Genomic DNA, 25,160 nt, shown 5'->3' with positions numbered 1-25,160 from the left:
AGGAATGTCGCTATGGCCTCGGGGTCAGCGTCAGACGGCTTCCTCGCCGGTTTCACTGGTCCGGATCCGGATTGCCTGCTCCAGCTCGCTGACGAAGATCTTGCCGTCACCGATCTTGCCGGTGTTGGCGGCTTTCGAGATGGACTCGATGACCTGGTCCAGCAGCTTTTCGCTGATGGCGATCTCGACCTTCACCTTGGGCAGGAAATCAACCACGTACTCGGCACCGCGGTAGAGTTCGGTGTGGCCTTTCTGGCGGCCGAATCCCTTGACCTCCGTGACGGTGACACCCTGGACACCGATTTCGGACAGGGCTTCGCGCACGTCATCAAGCTTGAACGGCTTAATAATCGCTGTCACAAGTTTCATGTGGGTTTCTCCTTTCGTTGCCGGCCCAGCCGAACTGGGTTATGGCGGCCTGAATCGGGGTGCATCGTTGGCCCGCAGCAGGTTGTGCGGACTCTGTGCAGACCTTTGCACGCCCTGTGCCAACGCTGAAATAAACTTAAAAACAATAAGTTACATTATGCGGCCGAGGTGCGGCCCGGCTGCATTGCCCCATTGTAGCGCATTCATCCCTGGCGTGACCCAATCCGGGGCATCTGAGGGTCGGCTGGGCCCGCTGGAGGCGCTGTGCTAGCATACTCAGAATAACGAACCCAGGAGTTGCCGCCATGCCCCGTAGCCCCCAGGATCTTTTCAATGAACTGCGTGGTCAGCTGGATCAGGCCATGCCGGACATGGCCCGGGTGGCCCGTGACGATGTGGAACAGCACGTGCGGATGGCGGTGAGTTCGGTGATTGACCGCCTGGATCTGGTGACCCGCGAAGAGTTTGATGCCCAGGCCGCGGTGCTGGCGCGCACCCGGGAGAAGGTTGAGGCGCTGGAGAAGCGCGTCGCGGAGCTGGAAGAGCGCCTGGACGACAGCCAGCAGTAACCCCGGAATCCGATTAACAACAGGGATGTTGCCATGAGTTTTGCCGTAATCCACACGCGGGCTCGGGTGGGCGTGGATGCCCCTGCCGTAACCGTTGAAACCCATCTTTCTGGCGGCCTGCCGTCACTGTCCATCGTGGGCATGCCCGAAGCGGGCGTGCGCGAGAGCAAGGATCGGGTGCGCAGCGCCCTGCTCAACAGCGGTTTTGACTTTCCCGCCCGCCGCATCACCATCAACCTGGCGCCAGCCGATCTGCCCAAGGAAGGCAGTCGTTTTGACCTGCCCATTGCGCTCGGCATCCTGGCCGCCTCGGGGCAGGTTGAGCCCAGTGCGGTGGATGCCATGGAGTTCATGGGCGAGCTGGCGCTGGATGGCAGCCTGAGGCCACTGGAGGGCATCCTGCCCGCGGTGATGGGGGCACGGGCCAGGGCGCGCACCATCATGGTGCCCTCCGGCAATGCCGAGGAAGCGGCCCTGGCCAGCCAGGAGGATACCTTCGCTGCGGATCATCTGCTCAACGTCTGTGCCCACCTGAAAGGGGAGCAGCGACTGGCGGCGATTGCGCCGCGCGAGGCGGAGGACCTCAGTCCTGGGGCAGTGCCGGACCTGGCGGACGTTCAGGGCCAGCACATCCCCAAGCGGGCCCTGGAGATCGCCGCTGTGGGCGGCCATAATCTCCTGTTCCATGGTCCGCCCGGTACCGGCAAGAGCATGCTGGCCAGCCGCATGCCAGGGCTGTTACCGCCGCTGGCGAGGGAGGCCGCGCTGGAGGTGGCCTCGGTGCATTCGGTGGCAGGCTCCTTCAGCCAGGCCAGGGGATGGCGCACGCCGCCTTATCGGGCGCCGCACCACACGGCTTCTGCCGTAGCCCTGGTTGGCGGTGGCAGCAGTCCGCGCCCCGGTGAGATTTCGCTGGCCCACCGGGGTGTGCTCTTTCTGGATGAACTGCCGGAATTCGACCGCAAGGTGCTGGAGGTGTTGCGCGAGCCCATGGAATCCGGCGAGATCGTCATCGCCCGTGCCCATACCCGCGTAACGTTTCCCGCCCGCTTCCAGGTGGTGGCTGCCATGAATCCCTGTCCCTGCGGCTATGAAGGCCATCCCGACATTGCCTGTCGCTGTTCCGCCCAGCAGGTGCTGCGTTACCAGAGCCGGCTTTCTGGCCCTCTGATGGACCGGTTTGATATGCACGTGGGCGTACCGGTTCAGGATGGCCGTACCCTGCTGCGTCCTGAAAAGGGAGAGATCAGCAGTGCCGAAGTCCGGGAGCGCGTCAGAGCGCTTCGTACCATCCAGCACCAGCGCGGTGCACTGAACGCGGAACTGGCCGGGGAGGCATTGCACCATGCCTGCGCGATCGATGGTGAGGGCGAGAGCCTTCTGGAGCAGGCCATGGCGCGTCTGGGGCTGTCCGCGCGGGCATTGCACCGGGTGTTGCGGGTGGCTCGAACCATCGCGGATCTGGCGGGCGCCGAGCGGGTGGACAAGGCGCATCTGGTGGAAGCACTGGGTTACCGATTGCAGTCCGGCGCCGAATCCGGATAATCCGTGGCCCAAGTTCCAGAGCCGGAGGCACCATGAGCGATTCCAGTGACGACCTCGCCCGCAGTAAGGAGCGATCCGTGCGCAGTTTCGTGCTGCGGGCCGGGCGCATGACCCGGGGGCAGCAGAATGCCTGGGACCGGCTCTGGCCGCGTTATGGGCTCAGCCTGGCGGATGGCCCTGTTGAGCGCCAGCAGTTGTTTGGCCGGCAGGCGCCCTTGAACCTGGAGATTGGTTTCGGCATGGGCCAGTCGCTGGCGGAAATGGCCGAGGCGGCGCCAGAGCAGGACTTCATTGGCGTGGAAGTGCACAAGCCGGGCTGTGGCGCGCTGCTGATGGAGATGGAGGCGCGCGGTCTCGACAACATCCGGATCTACCGGGCCGACGCACTGGACGTGCTCAGCGAGGCGGTCCCTGAGGCCAGCCTGGACCGGGTGCTGATCCTGTTCCCGGACCCCTGGCCGAAGAAGAAACACCACAAGCGCCGCCTGATCCAGCCGGAATTCGTAGCCACGCTGCATCGCTACATCCGCCCGGGTGGCCTGCTGCACATTGCCACGGACTGGGACCCCTACGCCGAGCATATCCTTGAGGTTATGAATGACGCGGCCGGCTACCGCAACCTGTCAGAAGACGGAACCACGGTCCCGCGCCCGGCGGACCGGCCGCTGACCAAGTTCGAGAAGCGGGGTGAGGCCCGGGGCCACGGGGTTGCGGATATGCTGTTTGAGCGCCAGTGAGCAGCAGCGGCCAGCGCCTCAGGGCACAAAAACCTCCAGCACCTCATTGAGAAAGCGCTGGCCCTTGTCGGTGACGGCCAGGCGTTGCTCGTCCGGGACCAGCAGGCCCCGTTGCCGCAGCTGCTGAAGCTCGCCCTGGATACTGGCCAAGGGCAGGCCGGTCCGCTCCGTGAAGGCGGCGCTGGGAACGCCCGAGCTCAGGCGCAGCGCGTTGAGGAGGAACTCCAGGGGCCGCTCAGTGTGTTCCAGCGCCTCGCGGCCGGCGGTACGGCTGCCAATGCGGTTCAGGTAGTCCTCGGGGCGGCGCGTTTTCCAGTAGCGCAGGATCCGGTCCGTCTCCGGGGTGGTCAGCTTGCCGTGCCCGCCGGCCCCAATGGCCAGGTAGTCGCCGAAACGCCAGTAATTCAGGTTATGCTGGCATTCCTCGCCAGGGCGCGACCAGGCGGAGATCTCATAACGCTGGAGTCCATGTTCGTGCAGGCAAGCTTCTCCCGCCTCCTGGATCGCTGCCAGTGTGTCCTCGTCCGGCAGTGTGGGCGGGTGCGAATGGAACACGGTATTGGGCTCGATGGTGAGCTGGTACCAGGAGACATGGCCCGTTCCGAAAGCGAGTGCTGTCTGGAGGTCCGCCACTGCCTGTTCCGGCGTCTGTTGCGGCAGGCCGTGCATCAGGTCCAGGTTGATGCGCTCGAAGCCCGCGGCCTGGGCCGCCGTCACCGCTCGTGAGGCATCGTCCCCGCCGTGGATGCGCCCCAGGCGCTCCAGGTGCTGTGGATCGAAGCTCTGGACGCCCAGCGATAACCGGTTGATGCCGGCCCTTCGGAAGCCGGTGAAGCGTGCTTCTTCCACGGTCCCCGGGTTGGCCTCCATCGTGATCTCGCCAAGCCGGGACAGATCCAGGCGTTGTCCCAGTGCCTCAAAGAGTTGCTCATAAAAGCCCGGTGACATGAGCGATGGCGTTCCCCCGCCAATGAAGATGGCCTCGATGGGGCGGGTTTCCGGGGTCATCAAATCCGCATCCAGGTCCGCCAGGAGGGCGGCCAGGTAGTCGTCCTCGGGGATGGTCTGAGGAGCGGTATGGGAGTTGAAGTCGCAGTACGGACACTTGCGCACGCACCAGGGCGTGTGCACGTAGAGCGTTAGTGGCGGTGCCGCGAGGGCTTCAGGCGACGGCGTCACCAAGGTGCTCCCTGAGCTCGGCCATGGCGCGGCCGCGGTGGCTGAGATGGGCCTTGCGTTCGACCGGCAGTTCCGCGGCGGTGCAGCCTTCCTCCGGCACAAGGAAGAGGGGATCGTAGCCGAAGCCACCGCCTCCGGCCGGTTCCCGGGCAATCCGACCGGGCCACTGGCCATGGCAGATCATGGGAATCGGGTCCTCGGGGGAGCGCATCAGCACCAGAACGCAATGAAAGCAGGCGCCGCGTTCCGTGTCTGGTGTATCGGCCAGTGCCTCAAGCAGCTTGCGGTTATTGGCCTCATCGTCCGCGGGCTCACCCGCGTAGCGGGCGGAATAGACGCCGGGGGCCCCGCCCAGGGCGTCCACGGCCAGGCCGGAATCATCCGCCAGCGCCGGCAGGCCGCTGATGCGTGCGGCATGGCGCGCCTTGATCAGGGCGTTTTCCACGAAGGTGGTGGCGGTTTCCTCCGGGGAGGTCACGCCCAGGTCTTTCTGAGCGCTGACCGCGATGCCCCAGGGCGCCAGCAGCCGGTTGAACTCGGCGATCTTGCCGCCGTTATTGCTGGCCAGGACCCAGTGGCGATTAGTCGTCATGGTAGAGCTCCCGGGAAAAACGCACTGGCAGGGTCTCGGAGTCGCCAAGCGGCGCGGCTTCCAGCTCGAAAGTCACGGTCTTGCCTTCCCGGTAGCGGAACTGGGCAAGGTAATAGATGGCGTCTTCCTCCTGAACCCGCCGGAACGAGAGTTCCTTAACCTGGCGCGCTTCGTTGGTGATGGTGCCCTGGACCTGGGCCGTGATCGGCTTGGGAGCCTCTTCACCGGTGGTGCGGTGCACCGATACGTTCAGTAATCCCACGGACCGGCTGCGGGTCAGGTCGTATTGGCGCGCGGTTTCCGCGTCCAGGAAGGTGGACGGCAGCGCGGCATAGTGGACCTCATAGCCGTCGAACTCGGCGGGACTTTCCGAACCCAGGGCCGATCCTGATGCCAGTGTGAGCAGCATCAGCAGGAGCGATAGACGCTTGACCATGTGACCTCCGTCAGCGGGTGACGCGATACACCGCGATCTGGCCGAGCAGGTTGGGCCAGAGGCGGTTGTACCAGCGCGAGCGGTGGGCGTTGTCCACCACGGTCCGGTCCTTGATGCGGATCCGGTGCTCCTGGCACAACGCCTCGAAGTCGCGCACCGTGCACAGGTGAATATTGGGTGTATTGTACCATGTGTGCGGCAGGGTGCTGGACATGGGCATGCGCCCGTTCCACAGCTGGTGCAGCCGCAACCGCCAGTAGCCAAAGTTGGGGAAGGTCACGATGCCTTCGCGCCCGAGGCGCAGCATTTCCGTCAGGGCCCGGTCCGGACGGCGCACGGCCTGCAGGGCCTGGGTCATGATCACGGTATCGAAGGTCTGGTCGCGGAAACTGCTCAGCCGGTTCTCGTCCAGGTCCTGTTCAATGACGTTCACGCCCTTGCGCACGCACTCCTCGATGTATTCCGGGTTGATCTCCAACCCATAACCCACAATGCCTTTCTCGCGCTGGAGGTAGTCCAGGAGCGTGCCGTCGCCGCAGCCCAGGTCGAGTACACGCGAGCCGGGAGCGACCCAGGGTTCGATCAGCTTGAGGTCAGCCCGCATCGCCGTGCTCCTTTGCCACCCGGTTCATGTAGGCCCGGAACAGGCTCTCATAGCGTTCGTTCGGCACCAGGAAGGCGTCATGGCCCCAGTCGGAATCGATTTCCGAATAACTGACGTCACGCCGGGCATCAACCATGGCATTGACCAGCTTGTGCGAGTGCTCCGGGGCGAAGCGCCAGTCCGAGCTGAACGACAGCACCAGGAACCGGCAGCGCGCTTCGGCCATGGCGCGAGTCAGGTCGTTGCCGAACTCGCGGGCCGGATCGAAATAATCCAGTGCCCGTGTCATCAGCAGATAGGTGTTGGCGTCAAAGGTCTCCGAGAAGCGGACGCCCTGGTACTGCAGGTAGCTCTCCACCTGGAACTCAACATCAAAGCCGAAGTGGTAGGCGTGATCGCGCAGTTCACGACCGAACTTTTCGCCCATGGACACATCCGAGAGGTAGGTGATGTGGCCCACCATGCGTGCAAGCATCAGCCCGCGCCGGGGAATCACGCCGTTTTCGAGGTAGCGGCCCTCGTGGAACTCGGGGTCCGATGTGATGGCGCGCCTGGCCACTTCATTGAAGGCGATGTTCTGGGCCGTGAGCCTGGGCGTGGCGGCGATCACGCCGGCGTGGCGGATGCGCTCCGGGTAATGGATGGCCCAGTCGAGGGCCTGCATGCCCCCGAGAGAGCCGCCGATCACCGCGGCCCACTGCTGGATGCCCAGACGGTCGGCCAGCCGCGCCTGACTCTTGACCCAGTCGCGCACCGTGACCACGGGGAAGTCCGGGCCATAGGGGCGCCCTGTGTCGGGATTCTCGGACATGGGGCCGGTACTGCCGTGGCAGCCGCCCAGGTTGTTGGGGCAGACCACGAAGAACTTGTTGGTGTCGATGGGCTTGCCGGGGCCGATGCAGGCATCCCACCAGCCGGGCTTGCGGTCTTCCCGGGAATGGTAGCCGGCGGCGTGGTGATGGCCGCTCAGGGCATGGCAGATGAGCACCGCGTTGCTGGCATCCGCGTTCAGGGTGCCGTAGGTCTCGAACACCAGATCGAATTCCGGCAGCGTATGGCCGGATTCCAGCCTGATCGGCTCCGGAAAGTGCAGGCTCTGGGGTTCGACAATGCCCACCGAGTCGGCGGCCTGGGATTCAGCAGCCATGAATGCGAAAAGGATCCTTCGGTGATGGACGGTTCCGGTTAGGCAGGGCAGTGTATCGAGGGGGCAGCCTTAAGGCAACTAGGTTCCCGGCGGCGGGGCGATCCGCTCCGCCAGTTTGCGCGCCACACGCAGCTGCTGATCCAGGGTGTCGCGCTGCTTGCGCAGCTTCTGCGCCTCGGCCTTGAGTTCCTTTTCGTCACTCACGATATGGCGCAGCCGCTGGAACTGGGTTTCCAGACGTTGCTTCTGCTGTTGCGTGTGCTGCAGCAGCGGCATCAATGCTTCGCCGGGCCAGCGGTCGATGTCCTCCATGGTGCGGTGGATGATCTGGCGGGCCTCACTGACGATGGTACTCAGGAACTGCTGGATCAGCCGGCTCTGCTGGGTCAGCAGGGAACGCGGGTTGCGCCGGAAGCGGTCAGCGCGGGAGCGCAGGTCGCGCAGGGCGATCAGGTGCCGCCCCAGGCGCAAGGGGACCGGTTGCGGGGCCCACGCATCGGAACTGCTGGTATGGCGGCGGTAGATGGAGCTCACCATTTTTTCCGCGCGACGGGCTTCCGCCATCAGGTTGTTGAAGTCGTTTTCCAGGGCCTCGAACAGCGCGTTCATGGCACTGGTCAGCCCAGGGGTGGTCCAACTGGTTTCCAGGCGCTCGCGGGTATGCGCCGCGTGCTGTTCAAACCGTTCCGGGTTGAGGATACGGCGCAGCATGTCCCGCTGCGAGGTCATGAGGCGGCGGCTGGATTTGAGAGTGATCAGCCGGCGGTTGAAAAAGTCATAATCCTGCCGGGTCTGGTCGGCAAGATCGGCGATCTCCTGGCGGTCGGTCCCCTGGGCCTCCAGCAGTTGCAGCTCGGCATCCAGCGAGGCCTGCTGGCTTTCCAGGGCGGCCTGGTTATCGCGGATCATGGCGCGGAGATCGCTTACCAGTTCGCCGCTGATCAGCTGCTCGCGGCGTCCCAGGATGCGCTCACTGACCAGCTCCTCCAGCTGAGCCATGCCGCTGGCGCGGCGCAGCCCGTCGTCGTCGCGGATGCGCGCCAGCAGTCCCTGTTTTGCGGAGACCGGTAGCACATCCTCCATACTCAGGCTGAGTTGGCGCGCCGTGGTTTCGCGTACCCGCTCTATGGCGCTGCCGGTGTGGTCGTTGCCCGACGGGTCGTCCCACAGGGTATCGATTTTATTGAGGATGGCGAAACGGCCGGCGCGGTGGTCGGAATCCCGGGTATCAATGTGCTCCCGCCAGATGGTCATGTCACTGGCTGTGACCCCGGCATCCGCGGCCAGGAGGAACAGCACCGCCTGGGCCGAGGGCAGCATGGACACGGTCAGTTCCGGCTCCGAGCCCAGGGCATTCAGTCCTGGGGTGTCCAGGATCCGGAGGCCGCGTTCCAGTACAGGGTGGCGCATGCTGATCATGACATGGCGCCATGCGGGGATGAGGACCTGGTCGGGGTTGTCCGTATCGGCGTCGAGCATGGCATCGTTGAACCCCAGATCCGCTGCCTGGGCGCGCGTGACACTGCGGGTCTCGGCAACCCGGGCCAGGGTTTCGGACATGGCGCCGGGATCGGTCGGGTCAAGTGCCAGCTGCTCCCAGGCCTCTTCCTGATGGCGCAGTTGCTGCAGCGATGACGGCCCGTTCCGCGTCTCGATGGGCAGCAGCATGAGGTAACTGGAGCGCGTATGGCGGTCGTAGAACAGTTCCGTGGGGCACATGGTCGTGCGCCCCGCTTCCGAGGGCAGGAGCCGCTGGCCGTGGGTGGCGAAAAAGAGCGCGTTGATCAGTTCCGTCTTGCCCCGGGAGTACTCGCCGACAAAGGCGATTGTCAGCTCGTCCTCGACCAGCAGCCGGATGCTGTGTTGAAGGTGGCGCTCAATGTCTTCTTCCAGCAGTTCGTTGAACTGCAGCCAGCGCCGGTACCGCGTGATATTCCGGACCAGGTCTTTTTTCCAGCGGTGGTAGGCCTCAACGTGATCCGTGAGGGTAACTGCGTCTGCCATCATGGGCTCCCGGCTTCCTGCTCCCGTTTTACGGGAATTGACGGAAGTGTAGAACATCCTTGGAATCAGAGCCTGTGATGGCTCTGCGCCTTCATGTTTCCGTTTGAGAACACCAAACGCTCAAAACGGCATCCCCGCCGCCTGCTGGAGATGGCTCATGACCACCTGAACCATGTTCAGTACCAGAAAAACCAGAATGGGCGATAGATCCAGCCCTCCCATGGGCGGCAGCAGGTTGCGGAACGGTGCCATCACCGGCTCGGTGATCTGGTGGATGATCTGGATGCCAGGGTGTGGGTTCCCGGGCGCGAGCCAACTGATCACGATCATGCCGATAATGGCGAAAAAATAGATGGTGAGAACCAGGCTGACCACCTTGAGCACACCCCAGATCAACAGCGCCAGGGGCTGGAAGCCATAGCCGGCGAGGCTGAGGATGACCAGGTACATGATGGCCTGGATGACGACGGCCGTGATCAGGGAAGCGGCATCAAACCGGCGCACGGGCGGAATCATCTTCCGTACCGGGTTGGTGACAGGGTTGGTGGCCGTGGCGATGAATTGGCTGATGGGGTTGTAGAAGTCCACCTGGCAAAGCTGGAACAGGAACCGGAGAATCAACAGCGTCAGGTAGACGGTGGTGAGCATCTGGAGGGATTCAACCAGGATTTGGGTGCCCATGGGGAACTGTGCTCCTTTAAGCGAATTCCGGCCCGGAGGCCTTCGCGTGATCTGAACAAGGGGGCCGGGACCCCAGCTTGTAAAGCGTCAATTGGTCCGGATTATAAAGCTTTTTTCAACTGTTCCGACAGCTCCGCCGAACGTGTTTTTGCCGCATTGAACGCCCTGGCAACCACCTCCCGCAGGCCACCCTTCTCAAGGCTGTCCACGGCGCGCTCCGTGGTGCCGCCCGGGGACATGACGTTGCGCCGCAGCTGGGCAGGCTCCTCGTCACCACGGGCACTCATCTCGGCGGCGCCCGCCATGGTCTGGATGGCAAGCTGGCGGGCTGTATCGCCAGCCAGGCCCGCATCGACAGCGGTGGCTTCCATGGCTTCAATCAGCATGTAGCAGTAGGCGGGACCACTGCCTGAAAGGGCCGTAACCGCGTGCATCTGCTCTTCCGCCTCCAGCCAGACGGCCAGGCCGACGCTGCTGAAGATATTGGTGACGGCCTCACGCTGCTCGGCTGACACCCCCTCCGTGGCATAGAGCGCGGCCGCGCCCTTGCCAAGCAGAGAGGGGGTGTTGGGCATGCAGCGGACCATCGGCACATCGCCGCCGAGCCAGTTCCCGATGGTTTCGGTGTCCAGTCCCGCCGCGATGGAGACGGCCAGGGGGCGTGTGTTCTGGACCACGCTGGCAATCTCCTGGCAGGCATTCGCCATGATCTGGGGCTTGACCGCGAGGATCAGGATGTCCGCCTGGCTGGCGCAGTGACGATTGTCGGTTGTTGTGTAGATGCCAAAGTCATGGCGCAGACCCTGAAGGTGACTGTCTTCGGGAGCACTGGCCCAGATGCGTGATGGGTCATAGCCGTTGGCGACCAGGCCGCCCAGAATGGCCCGGGCCATGTTGCCGGCGCCGATGAAGGAGATGGCGGGTTGCTGCGGGTCCTGTTGCATTACTGAGCCTCGTAGTCGCGGGGTCCGAAAAGGGCTGTGCCCAGGCGTACCATGGTCGCGCCCTCGGCGATGGCGGCCTCCAGGTCGCCGGACATGCCCATGGACAGAGTATCCAGGTCCCCATTATCCACGCCGCGTCGCACTTCAGCCAGCAGCCCGGCCAGTTCCCGGAACCGCTCCTGCTGCACCGCCGGCGGGTTGGCCGGGTCCGGAATGGCCATCAGCCCCCGAAACCGGCAGCCATTGAGCCCGGCCAGGGTCTGAGCCAGCGCCGGAACCTCCTCCGGCCGTACCCCGGCCTTGCTGGGTTCCTCGTCAATGTTCACCTGAATGCAGAGGTTCAGAGGTGCCATCCCCTCGGGCCGCTGCTCACTCAGCCGGTGGGCCACCTTGGCGCGGTCAATGCTGTGCACCCAGTGGAAGTGTTCCGCCACCGGGCGTGTCTTGTTTGACTGGAGGGGGCCAATGAAGTGCCACTCCAGATCCGTGAGGTCCGAAAGCGCTTCAATCTTATCCAGCGCCTCCTGGAGGTAGTTCTCGCCAAAGGCTTTCTGGCCGGCGAGGGCCGCCTCTCGTATCATTGCGGCCGGCTTGGTCTTGGATACGGCCAGCAGCTGCACGTCTTCCTTGTCCCGACCAGCCTCATGGGCTGCGGTATGGAGGCGGCTGACTGCCTGATCGAGGTTCTCTGCTATGCTGGTCATTGGCTCTGCCCGCGGGTAATGTGACGGCTCATAAAGTAACGTCTGCCCCTGCAAAAACCAAGCTGCGACGGGCGCCTGGTTGTTTTTGGGGCGTTTTGCGATGGCCAGAGGCGATGAGGTCGGGAGTCCTTATCGCTGCAACAAAAACTGAAGTCTTTCTGCGATGTTCTGTCTGAGGGCACCATGGATATAACCGAACTGCTTGCGTTCTCCGCCAAACAGGGCGCATCCGACCTCCACCTCTCCGCCGGCCTGCCGCCCATGATCCGTGTGGACGGTGACGTGCGGCGGATCAATCTTCCGCCCATGGAACACAAGGAAGTCCACGGGCTGATCTACGACATCATGAACGATAAGCAGCGCAAGGACTACGAAGAGTTCATGGAAACCGACTTCTCTTTTGAGGTCCCCGGGGTGGCGCGTTTCCGTGTCAACGTCTTCAACCAGAACCGTGGTTCCGGCGCGGTCTTCCGGACCATCCCCTCCAAGGTCCTGACCATGGATGATCTGGGCATGGGGCAGGTGTTCAAGGACATCGCCTCCAACCCGCGTGGGCTTGTGCTGGTCACGGGGCCGACCGGCTCAGGTAAGTCCACCACGCTCGCGGCGATGATCGACTACATCAACGAAACCCGCTATGACCACATCCTCACCATTGAGGACCCCATCGAGTTTGTGCACGACTCCAAGAAGTGCCTGATGAACCAGCGGGAAGTGCATCGAGATACCCTGGGTTTTAACGAATCGCTGCGTTCGGCACTGCGTGAGGACCCCGACATCATCCTGGTGGGCGAGCTGCGGGACCTGGAAACCATCCGCCTGGCCCTGACGGCTGCTGAAACCGGCCACCTGGTGTTCGGCACCCTGCACACCACCTCTGCCGCCAAGACGATCGACCGTGTTGTGGACGTATTCCCGGCCGAGGAAAAAGCCATGGTACGCTCCATGCTTTCGGAGTCTCTGCAGGCGGTGGTCTCCCAGGCGCTGCTGAAGAAAAACGGCGGTGGACGGATTGCCGCGCACGAGATCATGATTGGCAACTCGGCCATCCGGAACCTGATCCGTGAGGACAAGGTGGCGCAGATGTACTCCGCCATCCAGACGGGTGGCCAGCTGGGCATGCAGACCCTCGACCAGCACCTCAAGAATCTGCTGCAAAAGGGCGCCATCTCCCGTGAGGAGGCCCAGGCCAAGGCCAAAATGCCGGACAACTTCTGATAACGGGCGGGAAAGACGGTCATGGAACTTGAAAAGCTGCTTAAGGTCGTGGTGGACAAAAACGGCTCGGACCTGTTCATCACCACTGGGGTTCCGCCCAGTGTGAAGATCAACGGTCGCATCGTGCCCATCACCAAGGAGCCGCTGACGCCGGAAAAGACCCGGGAGCTGGTCTATGGCTCAATGACGGATAAACAGGCCCGGGAGTTCGAGGACAATAATGAGTGCAACTACGCACTCAGCGCCCGGGGCATCGGTCGCTTCCGTGTGAGCGCCTTCTTCCAGCGCAATCTCTGCGGCATGGTGCTGCGCCGGATCGAGACGGACATCCCGGAACTCGACGATCTGGGGCTCCCGGATATCATCCGTGAGCTGGCCATGACCAAGCGCGGGCTCATCATTTTCGTGGGGGCCACCGGCGCCGGCAAGACCACCTCGCTGGCGGCCATGCTGGGCCACCGCAACCAGAACAGCCGGGGTCATATTGTCTCGGTGGAGGATCCGATCGAATTCATCCACCAGCACAGGGGCTGCATTGTGACCCAGCGCGAGGTGGGAGTGGATACCGATTCGTTCGAGACCGCCCTGAAGAACACCCTGCGCCAGGCTCCGGACGTGATCCTGATCGGGGAGGTGCGTACCGCCAAGACCATGGAGTACGCCGTTACCTTCGCCGAGACCGGCCACCTGTGTCTGGCCACGCTCCACGCGAACAACGCCAACCAGGCCCTGGACCGGATCATCAACTTCTTTTCTCCGGAAGTGCACAACCAGATCTGGATGGACCTGTCGCTCAACCTCAAGGCGATCGTGGCCCAGCAGCTGATTCCCACGCCGGATGGCAACGGGCGGGTCGCGGCGATTGAGGTACTGGTCAACACACCCCTGGCCCAGGACATGGTCCGCAAGGGGGAGGTGGATAAGCTCAAGGACCTGATGACCAAGTCCGGGGAATCCGGCATGCAGACCTTCGATCAGGCCCTCTACCACCACTATGCCGAAGGCCGCATCACCTACAAGGATGCGCTGGCCCATGCGGATTCGGCCAACGACCTGCGCCTGATGATCAAGCTGGGTGCCGATGCGGCGACCGCGGAAGAACTGTCCAGCTCGGTGGATCGGCTGTCCATTCAGGATGATGACTAACGCCCTGCTGGCGGAACTGCTCACCGGGTTTGCGGTTGGCGGCATGCTGGCCATGGCCGGTGTGCTCATGCAGGTGCTGTTGCGAACGCCCCTGGCCGAGCCCTATGTGCTCGGGGTTTCGGGTGGGGCCGCCAGCGCCGGTCTGGTGTGCATGCTGCTCGGGTTGGGAGGTTGGTGGATCTCCGGTTCGGCGCTGGTAATGAGCCTCTTTTCCCTGGCGGTGGTCTTTCTGGTTGGTGGTGGTGACGGCCGTGTGCCCCGCGAGCGCCTGTTGTTAACGGGCGTGGTACTGGCTGCGGGCTGGAGTACGGTGATCAGCTTCCTGTTGGCGCTGGAGTCCAGCGCCTCGGTTCACGATATGCTCTATTGGCTCATGGGCGACCTGACCCAACCCATATCTGCCTGGTGGGGACTGCTGGCACTGGTTCTGGCACTGGTGGCCGGATGGATCATGGCGCCGGCACTGGACCTGTTGGTGCGTGGCGATGAACAGGCTGCCGTGCTGGGTGTTGAGGTGCACCGGGTGAGGCTTGTCTGTTATGTGCTGGCGGCGGTGCTCACGGCGCTGGCGGTGACGCTGGCCGGCCCCATCGGCTTTGTGGGGCTGGTCGTGCCGCACATGGTGCGCCTGGGTGTGGGGGCGCGCCACCGGGTTCTGCTGCCGGTCTCCGTTGTGCTCGGAGGGGTCTACCTGACGGGGCTGAAGGCGGTTGCCGGGCTGGTGTTTGTGCCGGGGACCATTCCGGTGGGCATCCTGTCGGCCATCGTAGGCGTGCCGGTTTTCCTGTACATGCTGCAACGCACAAAGGTCGGTAGCTGATGGCATCACTGCAGCTGGATCGGCTTGTCTTCGGGCGCCGGGGCCATGGATTAACCGATCCGGTCACGCTTGAAGCGCGTTCCGGTGAGTTCTGGGCCGTGCTGGGCGAAAATGGCTGTGGCAAGAGTACGCTCATGGCAACGTTGGCCGGGTTGCTGCCGCCGGTTCAGGGGCAGGTGGCTGTTGACGGGGTAAACCTGAGGCGGATGCCGCGTAAGGTGCTGGCGCGCCGGCTGGGCCTGCTGCTCCAGCATCAGGATGTGGCCTTTCCGTACTCGGTGCGCGAGACCGTCAGCGCTGGCCGCTATGCGCACCGTCCGCCGTGGCGCTCGCTGCGCCAGCGCGACCATGCCGTGGTGGAGTGGGCGCTTGAGGAGGCGGGCCTCTCGGAGCTGGCCGGGCTGCGGGCGGATCAGGTATCGGGCGGTGAACAGCGCCGCGTTGCCATTGCCACGCTCCTGGCCCAGGAGCCCAGTGCGCTACTGCTGGACGAGCCGGTCAACCATCTGGACGTGCGCCACGAAGTGGCCCTGATGGATCGTTTCCGGGACCATGCGGATGATGGGCGCCTGATTATGGTCTCGCTGCATGACGTGAACCTGGCGAGCCAGTACGCGGACCGGCTGCTGATGCTGTATCCTGACGGCACCTGGGAGGCCGGTGACGCGGCAGCATTGCTCACCGAGGATCGGCTGGAACATCTTTATGGCGTGCCCCTCAAGGCCGTCGGTTCGGGAGAGACCCCTTTCTGGGTTCCCCTGGGGCAAAGGAAACGGATGCAACAATGAGCAACAACCGGACACTGATTCTGGGCGGCATTCGCTCTGGCAAGAGCGCCCTGGCGGAAACCGAGGCCATGGCCTGTGAAGCCCCTGTGGTGTATGTGGCTACGGCCACCCCCGATGATGAAGAAATGGCCGAGCGCATCGCCCGCCACCAGAAGCGGCGCCCTGATGACTGGGGGCTGGATGAGGAACCCGTGGCCCTGGGGGGCGTGCTGGCACGGTACCGCGAAGAGGCCCCTTGTCTGCTGATCGACTGCATGAGCCTCTGGCTTGGCAACCTGCTGGGGGCGGAAGAAGGCGCACTGGAACGCGAGCGTGAGGCGTTTCTGGCCCAGGTTGAGCGCTATCCCGGCCCCCTGGTCATTGTCAGTAATGAGGCCGGGATGGGGGTGATCGGCATGGACAAGCTGACCCGCCGTTTCTGTGATGAACTGGGGTGGCTCAATCAGGCATTGGCGCAACGCTGCGACCAGGTTCTGCTGTCCGTTGCGGGCCTGCCCCAGGTTCTCAAGGGCTCCCCGGCTGGTGGGCAACGAGGCAGCTGAGCCACTCCCGTGTTTCCGCGATACGGTCCATCCGCAAGCGCGTTCGGCAGGCAAAAGGCACCGCGACCGCTCCCATGGCGCTTTCCAGGGGCGTGCTCATGACCATCGCGAGGATCATGCGTATAACCCCGCCGTGGCACACCAGCAGGGTGCGCTGGCCTTCCAGCTCCTGGCGCCAGTGCTGCATGGCACCCTCCACCCGCTGGTAGAAGTTTGCAATGTTCTCGCCGCCGGGGGGCGGGCAGTGCACCGGGTCCCGCCAGAACGCCTTGAGGGCATCCGGGGTTTCCCGGGCAATGGCATCCGGCGTTTGGCCATCCCAGTCGCCAAAGCTCATTTCCCGGAGGTCGCGTTCCTCGAAAAGGGGCAGTCCCCGGTCTCTGGCCTCGGAGGCGGCAAAATCGGCACAGCGTTTCAACGGTGAGGTGAGCACGGCATCCCATTGGTCCGTTGCAAAAACCTGGGCCTGCATCTGCTGCCAGCCCTGTTCACTCAGCGGGTCATCAATCAGGCCACGGTATTTGCGCCCGCCCTGTGGTTCACCGTGGCGAATCAGGTCGAAGAATGTAGGTGCTTGTTCAGGGCCGTCAGCCATCGCTCACTCCCGCTTCCGCGAAGGTTGCCATCTCATTGTGCAACGCACAGGCAGAGCGTAGCACTGGAACGGCCACGGCCGCACCGCTGCCTTCACCCAGGCGCATGGCCAGCTCCAGCACTGGCGTGGCTCCCATGGCATGGAGCAGGTAACGGTGGCCGGGCTCGCGGGACTGGTGGGAGAAATGCAGCCACGCCATCAGGTTCGGGCTCAGGTGGGTTGCCGCCAGCGCGGCAGCGCTCGCGATGAACCCGTCGACCAGCACCGGGATTCCCCGATGGGCTGAACCAATCATGGCGCCGCTCAGGGCCGCGATCTCGAAGCCACCGAGTGAGGCAAGGGCGTGGAAGGGATCCGTGTCGCTACCGTGGCGCTGCAGGGCAGCCCGGATGCGGCGGGCCTTGCGGGCCACACCCACCTCATCCAGTCCGGTGCCGGGGCCCACAAGCTCTTCCACCCGGGCCCCGAGCAACAGGCTGGCCAGGGCCGAGGCACTGGTGGTATTGCCGATGCCCATGTCGCCTCCCACGAAAAGCTCCGCACCAGTCTCCGCGGCACGCGCCGCCGAGCGGTCGCCCGCTTCAAGCGCCTGTTCGAGCTGTTGCGGCGTCATGGCCGGCTCGTGCATAAGGTTGCCCGTGCCCGCCGCAATCCATTCATTCGTGACGCCCTGATCATTGGGCAGGGGGTGGGCCACGCCCATGTTGATTACCTCCAGTGCCGCTCCGAGCTGGCGCGCAAGAACACTGATGGCGGCGCCGCCGGCCGCAAAGTTCGCCACCATCTGTGCTGTGACTTCCTGCGGGAAGGCGGAAACGCCGTCCGCCGCAATGCCATGATCGGCGGCAAAAACGCCAATATGCACCCGGTCCACACACGGTCGGTCCCGCTGCTGCTGGGCGCACAGGTGGCAAGCCAGCGCTTCCAGCTGACCCAATGAGCCGGGTGGCTTGGTCAGCTGCTGCTGGCGGGCGAACGCCCGGTCGTAGTGGGACTGGGAGGGCTGCGGAAGGGGCTTTTGCCAGAAGGGATCAGTCATGGCTTGGTACCGCATTGGTGAAATGGTTGCACCTTACTCCGAAGGCGCCTTCAGTGCCAGGGCAGTGCTGGTGTCAGGTCAATAAGTGCACAGGCGCTGAGTCCGGACTAGACTGACGTAGGCCCTGGCTGTGATGGAACCCCATGGAGTTAGATTGATGACGTCCGACCGGCTGTCGGGCTGGCAGTTAGCCGTCTTGTTGGTATTGCTGGTGAAGGCATTGCCGCTGGGCGCCGCGACGCGGACCCTGGATGGCAATGACGGACAGCTTGCTGGCATGACGCAAGTTCTGGAAGATCCCAGTGGCCGCCTGACCCTTGAGGATGTGCGCCGGAGCGAGCGCTGGTCACAGCACCCGGATACCACCTTCAATAAGGGCTATGAGGACACCACCTGGTGGATACGCTGGTCCCTGACCAACAGGGCGGCGGATGAGCGCCGGCGCATCCTGTCCATTGACTACCCGTTACTCCAGGACCTCCGGCTCCATATCGGCACTAGTGAGGGCCCGGACTGGCGCTTGCTGCGCATGGGCGCTTCCCTGCCTTTCAGTGAGCGCCCCTATGAGAATCGCCGGTTTGCGGTGCCCGTGCGCTGGAAACCGGGGGAAACGCGCCACTTCTATCTGCGTGTGCAAACGGATACGGCCTTGCAGGTCCCCCTGACGCTGTCAAAGCTGTCGTCGTTCCAGGCCAAAAGTACATTCAGGAGTACCCTTGATGGGGGCTACATGGGATCGCTGGTCGCCATCGGGCTCTACAATCTGCTTCTGTTCATTGCGTTGCGGGACCGCAACTACATTCTCTATGTGGGAACGGTGTTCAGCATCGTGATCCTTGTGGCGACCATTAATGGGTATACGTTCCGTTACCTGTGGCCCCAGGCGCCAGATTGGAACCTGCAATCGCTCATCGTGTTCTTCGGGTTAGCCCTGGCCTTTGCAGCGCTGTTCACCAGTTCCTTTCTGGCAATACGGCGCCTGTCGCGCTGGCTCAATGCCATTCTGTTGCTCCAGGCGGCGATTGGCGGATTGATGGTGCTGGCTTCGGGGATTCTCAGCTACTACTCAGCCATTGTGCTGGCCATCCCCCTTGCGGTTTTTTCAACGCTCTACAGCTTTTCCGTGGCCGTCTACGCATGGATCCGCAAGCAGCGCACGGCGCCGTATTACGTTCTTGCCTGGTCCTTCCTGCTGCTTGGGCTGCTCATTCTGGCGCTCAGCAAAGGGGGCGTACTGCCCTCCAACGCCATTACGGACTCGGCTGCCCAGGTGGGGTCGTTCCTGGAGGTGCTTCTGCTGTCGTTCGCGCTGGCGCAGCGCATCAATATTGAGCGCCGCCTTCGGTTCCAGACCCAGGCGGCCATGCTGGCCGAGAGTGAGCGTCACAATCGGGAACTGGAGAGCCGGGTGCAGGCCCGTACCGCTGAGCTGGAGCAGGTCAACCAGCGGCTCAATGAACTCAGTGTTACCGATGGGCTGACCGGCCTCAAGAACCGCCGTTACCTGTCGGAGGCCCTGCCCCGGGAAATCGCGCGAGCTGAACGCAACGATCGGTCCCTGAGCGTGGTGATGGTCGATATAGACCATTTCAAACGTCTTAATGATACCTACGGGCATAAGGCGGGCGACGCCTGCCTGCAGCAATTGGGACAAATTCTGATGCATCACGTCCGCACGCCGGATATCGCCGTGCGTTACGGCGGTGAGGAGTTCCTGCTGGTGTTCCTGGATGCGGATGGTGATGACGCGCTGGGTGTCCTTGAGCGCTTGCGGGAGCAGTTGGCCCAGACCGGGATCGCCCATGGTGGGCATTGCCTGTCATTCACCGTCAGCGCTGGCGTGGCCACGCTCAGGCCGGGTACCGACGCCACCGCTGATGACATGATCCAAAGGGCCGACCAGGCCTTGTATCGGGCCAAGGCGGCGGGCCGTAATCAGGTTTGCGTTCATGACCCAGAGTGTGACCTTGGGCCCGGTTGGCCGCGCAGTGACTGAGCTGGGAGTAGCCGGTTAACACAGGACATTTGGTTCGCACCCGCCGGAACAGCCAGTGTAAACTCCTCCGGCTGTTTGGCGATGAGGCTGATGCATGAAATGGGTCTTTGCTGTGTTCGTTATGGCCTTGGTACTGGACCGTCTGCTCGGCGAGCCCAGGCGCTGGCACCCGCTGGTGGGGCTGGGCTGGTGTGTTGACGTACTGGAAAAGGCATTCAACCGCGAGGGAGGCGCGGGTGTTGGCACCGGCCTGCTGGCGATGCTCACCCTCCTGGCACCCCTGGTGGCACTGGCCGTTGCCGCTTCCTGGCTGCCGCTGCTGGCCTGGATGGGGCTCAGCACGGTTGTGCTCTGGTTGGCCATCGGTCATCGGAGTCTGGTGGAGCACGGCATGGCGGTGTACCGGCCATTGGTGGCGGCGGATCTGGGGGAGGCCCGTGAACGTGCCGGCATGATGGTCAGCCGCGACACCCGGTCACTGGATGAAGCAGGTATTGCCACGGCCACGACGGAATCCCTTCTGGAAAACGGCGCGGACGCCGTGTTCGCGAGCCTGTTCTGGTTCCTGGTGGGCGGACTTCCGGGGCTGGTGCTGCACCGCGTGGTGAACACCCTGGACGCCATGTGGGGCTACCGCTCGCCACGGTACAACCGGTTTGGGCGCGCGGCAGCGCGGCTGGACGATGCGCTGAACTGGATCCCTGCCCGGCTCACCGCGCTGGGGTATGCACTGGCTGGCCAGACGCGTTTGGCATTACGGTGCTGGCGGACCCAGGCCCCCGTATGGGAGAGCCCCAATGCCGGACCCGTGATGGCAGCCGGCGCCGGCGCTCTGGGGGTTCGGCTCGGTGGAGGAGCGCCCTATCATGAGGGCTGGCGTGAGCGCCCGGTGCTGGGTAGCGGTGCTGTCGCCGATGCTGGAACCATTTCGCGGGCCGCCGCTCTGATCCAGCGCAGCCTGGTGTTGTGGCTGGTGGTGGTCATGGTGATTATGGCGCTTGTTGAAGCGCTGGATTGGGGAGTCTTGTAAGTGGTGGCATCACACGGCGGTCGCCTGAACGAAGCGGCGCGGCACTGGGGCATCCCGTTGGCACAGTGGCTGGACCTCTCCACGGGGATCAACCCCTGGCCGTGGCCTGTGCCCGAGCTGCCAACCCAGGTGTGGCAGCGTCTACCGGAAGATGATGATGGACTTGCGGGGCTGGCCCGGCACTGGGCTGGCGCGCCGGAGACGGCCGGCTGTCTTCCGGTGGCTGGAACCCAGGCCGCGATCCAGGCGTTGCCCCGCTTGCGGGCGCCGGGGCGTATCGGGGTGCCGGAGCCCGCCTATGCGGAACACGCCGAGGGGTGGCGGGCTGGCGGGCACGAAGTGGTGCCATTCAACGCGCTTCCCAGTGACGAGGCGCTTGCCGGGCTGGATGCGCTGGTCTGGGTCAATCCCAACAACCCAACGGGTGAGGCGCTTACCGCGAGCCGCTTGCTGGCCTGCCATGAACGCCTGTCACGCCAGGGCGGCTGGCTGGTCGTGGATGAAGCCTTCATTGACGCGGAGCCGGAGCAGAGCCTGGTTCCGGAGACCGGGCGGTCCGGGTTGGTGGTCTATCGGTCATTGGGCAAGTTCTTTGGACTGGCGGGGCTGCGGGCGGGGTTGGTGTTCGGTCCGGGCAGTCTCTGTGACAGGCTCGGTGACGCCCTCGGCCCCTGGGCCGTCAGCCATCCGGCCCGGTTCCTGATGCGTCGGGCGCTGGCGGATACGGACTGGCAGCAGGCCACGGCCGATCGCCTCAGAGTGGACAGTGGCCGTCTCGCGAGCATGCTGCGGGACGCGGGCCTGCCACCTGGCGGCGGAACCCCGCTTTTCATGTACTGCCCTCATGAACGCCCGCGGCAGGTGGCTGAGGCTCTGGCGGAACAGGCCGTGCTTGTGCGGGTGTTCGATACGCCGCCGGCACTGCGCTTCGGGCTCCCCGGCCCGGCGTCCGAATGGCAGCATCTGGAGAACGCTCTGGCGCGCTTGCCCGCTTTTTTGAAGGTTTAACCCGACTGGATTGGCAGATATCGCGCTTTACGAACTATCTTGATGCCATAGGGCTAGGCAGGACAGGGGGCGATGATGACGTGCCGGTTGATTGTGCTGGGGCTGGTTCTGGCGCTAACGGGCTGTGGTGGTGGTAGCGCCAGTGACAGCGCCAGTGACGGCGCCAACGAGCCGGAAACCCTGGCTGAGGTGATCCCGGCCTGTAGCGGGGACCCGTGGCAACGCGTCCAGGCTACCGGAATCGACGCACCACCAGCGGATTCGGAAGCCTATGTGGTTCCCTCCAGTACCCGCCGCTCCCACATCCAGGATGCCTTTCAGTCGTTCGCGACCACGGACTACAAAGCAGCACTGGCCGGCGCCAGTGCGGCTGCCTATGAGCTGTGCCGCTCGGACAGCGCCGCGGGGACCCTGGTGTTCTGGTATCCCGTGAACGCGGGTGAAGGCCATGCCCGCTGGGCGATACGCGCCCAGACCGATGCCCGCCCACTGGTGGTGGAGTCGCCCCATGGTTTCTTCGAGACGGATACCCTTACGCAGGCCATGGAGATCTTCCGGGAGCTGAACGCCCGGGCCTTGCTGGTGAACGCGGGCCACCGTTGCGCCAATGGCACACCTTCCGGCTGTGATGGCACGACCTCGGTCTGTAGCGGCAGCAGCGAGCCGTTCCGGGAGTCGGACATGGCCCATACTCTAGAGGCCTTTTTCCAGGTGGCCCACCGTGAGATTGGCGCCCTGTATCCGGACACCTGGGTGTTGAACCTGCATGGCATGTCGCGGGAGGGAATCAGCCTTTCCAATGGCACCCAGAGGGCGACGGAGCAATCCAGTACTGTCGCCCGCTTCCACGGTGAACTGGCTGCGCGGTTCCCGGACCGTTCCGTCACCACCTGCAATGCCTACGGCAATACAGAGGCTACCCATCACCTGTGTGGCACCACCAATGTGCAGGGGCGCCAGCGTAATGGCTCTCCGGATGCCTGCACGCAGCCGGCGGAGGCTGCTTCGGGCCAGTTCCTGCACCTGGAGCAGAACCGCTCCATTCGAACCGACCAGGCCCGCCGGGAGCAGGTGATCGACGCTCTGGACGCTGTTCTGCCAACGGGCGGCAACTAGGGCCTACCGGTAGAACCGGGACATCTCCTTGAGCACGGCCTGGACAGTGGCGGGCTCGGGCGTGAACGCCGGGGCCGGGTCAAGGTTGTCGTCCCGTGTTTCCACATGACCGGAGGCGTACTGAACGATGTGGTGGTCTTCAAGCAGCACGGCGTAATCCATGTAACTGTGGGCGATGCTCCAGTCGCGCTCGCGTTTCTGGAAAAGGCCGTTGCCCGTTGCATAATGCTCGGCGGGGGTGGCGTCGCAGCCCAGGGCCTTGCCCATGAGGGTGGGCGCAACGTCGAAGTGTTCCGTTCTGTATTGGAAGCGCTTGCTGCCCCGGCCGGGCCAGTGAACGATCATCGGCACATGCAGCTGGTACTGACCGAAGTTGCTGCCATGCCCCCAGTAGTTCTTGCCGAAGTCATTGAATTCCTGGCCGTGATCGCCGGTGATCATGACGATGGTGGAGGCGAGGAGCCCGCGCTTCTTGAGGTCCGAAAGCACACGCTCAACCTGGTTATCCACGAAGTGCAGTGTGGACTTGTAGTTGTTGCGCATCAGTTCCGGGTTGAAGTCCGGACCCAACGCAAGCTTGTTCACCGGATCCCAGTAAGGCTGGAACTTGACGGGGTAGTCATCCGGAACGCGGTGGTTGTGGGGCGTATCGTAGAAAAGGAAACCGAAAAATGGCGCATCCTGGTTGGCGTTTTGCCTTTGTTCCGTGAACCGCAGCCAATCCGTGGTAATGCGCCTGTCCCGGTCCCAGGGCTCCTCTCCCGGCGTTTCCAGCCGCAGGCCCTCGACCGACGAAAAGACGTTCTTGTTAAAGGCAGGGCTGATCAACGGCGCGGAACCAAGAACCTTGAGCTGGTAATCCAGGGCCTGGGCCCGGGTCAGCATAACCGGCGGGCGCTGTTCGCTGGTGAAGGCGTCCCAGTAACCCGCGGGCAATGAGTAGAAAAGCGTGAAAATGCCGGGCTTGGTCGCATTGCCATTGCTGTAGTGGTTGGTGAATCGCAGGTTCTGTTTGGCAAAGGCGTGAATAGTCGGCATCCAGCGCGGATCCAGCATGTCCCCACGGGCCCCGTCGATGGCTATTACGAGCACATTAGGCCGTTGCTCCGGCGGGCTACAGCTGAGTGGCTCCAGCGGGTAGTCAAGCTGGCCGCTCCCGTTATTATCCGAAAGCGCACTTGTGGCACGGTTCTGCTGTACAACCTTCGGGTCAACAAGCCCATTGTTGGCCATGAAGCGCTTGGCCGTTGCGCCGTAATACAGCGGTATGGTCCGCGTTATACCGGTGATCCGGCTGTCGTGGTGGGCGTCCGCCCAGGCGTGCCAGCCGTGCACCGTGAGCTGCCCCGCCAGGATGGCGGAAATGGCGAGAGCCAGCCATCGCGGGCGGGGACGCCAGCGCGTCAGGCCCACGGCCAGCAGAAACTCCACGACAAGGACCCCCAGCGCAGCCGTATTGGCCACAGCCCACATCTGCCAGGGAAACGAGAACACCTGGGTGCCCCCTTTCAGCGCCATATCCAGTACAAAGCCGGACAGGTGAAAGCGGAACTGGGCATAGGTTACCGTGTCGATCAGGAGCAGGCTCAGGGCCGCGGTGGCGTACACCGTGCCCGTGGCGATGAGCAGGCGCCGGCTGGGGATCAGGCCGGCCACGAACAGGGGCATGCCCACAACCAGGGCAAGCAGGGGGAACTGGCTCAGGTACAGAACGCTCAGGTAAAGCCCTGTTGTCTGATCCGGGACGGTTATCCAGGGCAGGTAGCGCAGTCCGATCAGAAGTGTCACAGCCCCGTTGATGAGCAGGAACCAGCCGCACCAGCTCAGTCGTTGCCCAACGCTTTCAAGTCCGGTTTTCTGCAAACCACTCTTCCTCATAGTCAGGATTCATAATCTGCCACTTCATAATAGGCAATCGGTTTCGGGGATCCAACCCAGCTCTTATCCGTAGTTGTACGGCTTTGCGCCTGGCTTGCGGCTCAAGCCGATTTGACCCCACAGGGGGGGATTGGTACGGTTCGAGCCGCTTTCAGGTTTCCCTTATTGAAAAGGGATGAAACGGGAAGTCGGTGAGCTGTGCCAAGCAGTGAGTCCGGCGCTGCCCCCGCAACGGTGATTGAGTCAAAAGCGGCCATCGCGCCACTGTGCCGGAGAAGCATGGGAAGGCGGTCGTTCAGGATGCAGCCCGCATCCGCTCATCAGCCCGTAGACCGGCCTGGAAAGAACGCCATGCGTTGCGGTGGGCAACGACAGGCCGGTCGGATCTTCCCCCGCGGCTCGCGCCGCGCAGTCTCCAGCTCTCCGCCGCCTGTCCTCCCGAGCTTGCTCCCGTAACGCTTTCAGTCATGCTG

At 63.7% G+C, this 25,160-nt stretch carries 25 protein-coding genes and 1 riboswitch; of the genes, 12 read left to right on the top strand and 13 right to left on the bottom strand.

Going from position 1 to position 25,160, the window contains the following annotated elements:
- Positions 1-30 precede the first annotated feature (30 nt).
- Positions 31-369, bottom strand: coding sequence for a P-II family nitrogen regulator (gene glnK / locus AC1RQI_RS07920; RefSeq protein ID WP_416632494.1), 339 nt, complete (start codon positions 367-369; stop codon positions 31-33).
- 305 nt (positions 370-674) lie between these two features.
- Between glnK and AC1RQI_RS07915 the strand changes: the two genes are divergently transcribed.
- Genes AC1RQI_RS07915 through trmB form a run of 3 tightly spaced genes read left to right on the top strand, consistent with a single transcriptional unit; the run spans position 675 to position 3,220 of the window.
- A complete protein-coding gene (locus tag AC1RQI_RS07915) occupies positions 675-938 on the top strand; it encodes an accessory factor UbiK family protein (RefSeq protein WP_416632493.1) in 264 nt (87 codons plus the stop codon).
- A 33-nt stretch (positions 939-971) separates the two neighbouring features.
- Positions 972-2,483, top strand: a complete 1,512-nt coding sequence (locus AC1RQI_RS07910; protein ID WP_481904314.1) for a YifB family Mg chelatase-like AAA ATPase — start codon at positions 972-974, stop codon at positions 2,481-2,483.
- A gap of 32 nt (positions 2,484-2,515) precedes the next feature.
- A complete protein-coding gene (gene trmB / locus AC1RQI_RS07905) occupies positions 2,516-3,220 on the top strand; it encodes a tRNA (guanosine(46)-N7)-methyltransferase TrmB (RefSeq protein WP_481904313.1) in 705 nt (234 codons plus the stop codon).
- 18 nt (positions 3,221-3,238) lie between these two features.
- Here trmB and hemW read toward each other — a convergent pair whose 3' ends face one another.
- The 9 genes from hemW to AC1RQI_RS07860 form a co-directional block, all read right to left on the bottom strand.
- Positions 3,239-4,399, bottom strand: coding sequence for a radical SAM family heme chaperone HemW (gene hemW, locus AC1RQI_RS07900; protein ID WP_481904312.1), 1,161 nt, complete (start codon positions 4,397-4,399; stop codon positions 3,239-3,241).
- Positions 4,383-4,991 (bottom strand): RdgB/HAM1 family non-canonical purine NTP pyrophosphatase, encoded by a 609-nt coding sequence (gene rdgB, locus AC1RQI_RS07895; protein ID WP_481904311.1) that lies wholly within the window; start codon positions 4,989-4,991, stop codon positions 4,383-4,385. The genes hemW and rdgB overlap by 17 nt, the downstream gene beginning before the upstream one ends.
- Positions 4,981-5,427, bottom strand: a complete 447-nt coding sequence (locus tag AC1RQI_RS07890; protein ID WP_416632488.1) for a DUF4426 domain-containing protein — start codon at positions 5,425-5,427, stop codon at positions 4,981-4,983. The genes rdgB and AC1RQI_RS07890 overlap by 11 nt, the downstream gene beginning before the upstream one ends.
- 10 nt (positions 5,428-5,437) lie before the next feature.
- Positions 5,438-6,031, bottom strand: coding sequence for a methionine biosynthesis protein MetW (gene metW / locus AC1RQI_RS07885; protein WP_416632487.1), 594 nt, complete (start codon positions 6,029-6,031; stop codon positions 5,438-5,440).
- Positions 6,021-7,178: a homoserine O-succinyltransferase MetX gene (gene metX, locus AC1RQI_RS07880; protein WP_416632486.1), complete on the bottom strand. Its 1,158-nt coding sequence runs from the start codon at positions 7,176-7,178 to the stop codon at positions 6,021-6,023. The genes metW and metX overlap by 11 nt, the downstream gene beginning before the upstream one ends.
- Before the next feature lie 78 nt (positions 7,179-7,256).
- A complete protein-coding gene (locus AC1RQI_RS07875; protein WP_416632485.1) occupies positions 7,257-9,185 on the bottom strand; it encodes a dynamin family protein in 1,929 nt (642 codons plus the stop codon).
- Between the two features lie 117 nt (positions 9,186-9,302).
- Positions 9,303-9,863 carry a YggT family protein gene (locus AC1RQI_RS07870; RefSeq protein ID WP_416632484.1) on the bottom strand — a complete coding sequence of 187 codons (561 nt, stop codon included), beginning with the start codon at positions 9,861-9,863 and terminating at the stop codon, positions 9,303-9,305.
- A 101-nt stretch (positions 9,864-9,964) separates the two neighbouring features.
- Positions 9,965-10,807, bottom strand: coding sequence for a pyrroline-5-carboxylate reductase (gene proC, locus AC1RQI_RS07865; protein ID WP_481904310.1), 843 nt, complete (start codon positions 10,805-10,807; stop codon positions 9,965-9,967).
- Positions 10,807-11,511, bottom strand: coding sequence for a YggS family pyridoxal phosphate-dependent enzyme (locus AC1RQI_RS07860; protein WP_481904309.1), 705 nt, complete (start codon positions 11,509-11,511; stop codon positions 10,807-10,809). The genes proC and AC1RQI_RS07860 overlap by 1 nt, the downstream gene beginning before the upstream one ends.
- A 183-nt stretch (positions 11,512-11,694) precedes the next feature.
- Here AC1RQI_RS07860 and AC1RQI_RS07855 point away from each other — a divergent pair, with 183 nt between their 5' ends.
- Genes AC1RQI_RS07855 through cobU form a run of 5 tightly spaced genes read left to right on the top strand, consistent with a single transcriptional unit; the run spans position 11,695 to position 16,025 of the window.
- The gene (locus AC1RQI_RS07855) at positions 11,695-12,729 is read left to right on the top strand and encodes a type IV pilus twitching motility protein PilT (RefSeq protein ID WP_416632481.1); all 1,035 of its coding nucleotides are present in this window, start codon (positions 11,695-11,697) and stop codon (positions 12,727-12,729) included.
- Between the two features lie 21 nt (positions 12,730-12,750).
- Positions 12,751-13,875: a PilT/PilU family type 4a pilus ATPase gene (locus tag AC1RQI_RS07850; protein WP_481904308.1), complete on the top strand. Its 1,125-nt coding sequence runs from the start codon at positions 12,751-12,753 to the stop codon at positions 13,873-13,875.
- Positions 13,865-14,695 carry a FecCD family ABC transporter permease gene (locus AC1RQI_RS07845; RefSeq protein WP_481904307.1) on the top strand — a complete coding sequence of 277 codons (831 nt, stop codon included), beginning with the start codon at positions 13,865-13,867 and terminating at the stop codon, positions 14,693-14,695. Before AC1RQI_RS07850 ends, AC1RQI_RS07845 begins: the two co-directional genes overlap by 11 nt.
- Positions 14,695-15,483, top strand: a complete 789-nt coding sequence (locus tag AC1RQI_RS07840; RefSeq protein ID WP_481904306.1) for an ABC transporter ATP-binding protein — start codon at positions 14,695-14,697, stop codon at positions 15,481-15,483. The genes AC1RQI_RS07845 and AC1RQI_RS07840 overlap by 1 nt, the downstream gene beginning before the upstream one ends.
- Complete coding sequence (cobU, locus tag AC1RQI_RS07835) at positions 15,480-16,025, top strand: bifunctional adenosylcobinamide kinase/adenosylcobinamide-phosphate guanylyltransferase (protein ID WP_481904305.1); 546 nt, start codon at positions 15,480-15,482, stop codon at positions 16,023-16,025. The genes AC1RQI_RS07840 and cobU overlap by 4 nt, the downstream gene beginning before the upstream one ends.
- Here cobU and AC1RQI_RS07830 read toward each other — a convergent pair.
- Together AC1RQI_RS07830 and cobT are read right to left on the bottom strand one after the other, a co-directional pair.
- A complete protein-coding gene (locus AC1RQI_RS07830; protein WP_481904304.1) occupies positions 15,988-16,620 on the bottom strand; it encodes a histidine phosphatase family protein in 633 nt (210 codons plus the stop codon). The genes cobU and AC1RQI_RS07830 overlap by 38 nt on opposite strands.
- Positions 16,613-17,659: a nicotinate-nucleotide--dimethylbenzimidazole phosphoribosyltransferase gene (gene cobT / locus AC1RQI_RS07825; protein WP_481904303.1), complete on the bottom strand. Its 1,047-nt coding sequence runs from the start codon at positions 17,657-17,659 to the stop codon at positions 16,613-16,615. Before cobT ends, AC1RQI_RS07830 begins: the two co-directional genes overlap by 8 nt.
- A gap of 157 nt (positions 17,660-17,816) precedes the next feature.
- Here cobT and AC1RQI_RS07820 point away from each other — a divergent pair, with 157 nt between their 5' ends.
- From AC1RQI_RS07820 to AC1RQI_RS07805, 4 genes are all read left to right on the top strand, one after another.
- Complete coding sequence (locus AC1RQI_RS07820) at positions 17,817-19,655, top strand: sensor domain-containing diguanylate cyclase (protein WP_481904302.1); 1,839 nt, start codon at positions 17,817-17,819, stop codon at positions 19,653-19,655.
- A 94-nt stretch (positions 19,656-19,749) separates the two neighbouring features.
- On the top strand, positions 19,750-20,685 hold the full coding sequence (cbiB, locus tag AC1RQI_RS07815; RefSeq protein ID WP_481904301.1) for an adenosylcobinamide-phosphate synthase CbiB: 936 nt from the start codon (positions 19,750-19,752) through the stop codon (positions 20,683-20,685).
- The gene (gene cobD / locus AC1RQI_RS07810; protein ID WP_481904300.1) at positions 20,686-21,693 is read left to right on the top strand and encodes a threonine-phosphate decarboxylase CobD; all 1,008 of its coding nucleotides are present in this window, start codon (positions 20,686-20,688) and stop codon (positions 21,691-21,693) included.
- A 72-nt stretch (positions 21,694-21,765) separates the two neighbouring features.
- Entirely contained in the window at positions 21,766-22,809 is a 1,044-nt protein-coding gene (locus tag AC1RQI_RS07805) for a hypothetical protein (protein ID WP_481904299.1), read from the top strand.
- A gap of 3 nt (positions 22,810-22,812) precedes the next feature.
- Here AC1RQI_RS07805 and AC1RQI_RS07800 read toward each other — a convergent pair whose 3' ends face one another.
- On the bottom strand, positions 22,813-24,672 hold the full coding sequence (locus AC1RQI_RS07800; protein ID WP_481904298.1) for a DUF3413 domain-containing protein: 1,860 nt from the start codon (positions 24,670-24,672) through the stop codon (positions 22,813-22,815).
- Positions 24,673-24,823: 151 nt separating this feature from the next.
- Positions 24,824-25,042, top strand: a riboswitch (cobalamin riboswitch).
- Positions 25,043-25,160: the final 118 nt, after the last annotated feature.

Source organism: Salicola sp. AFF1 (assembly GCF_056783195.1).
The sequence above is the reverse complement of the archived record's forward strand: the minus strand, read 5'-3'. Positions and strand labels throughout refer to the sequence as shown.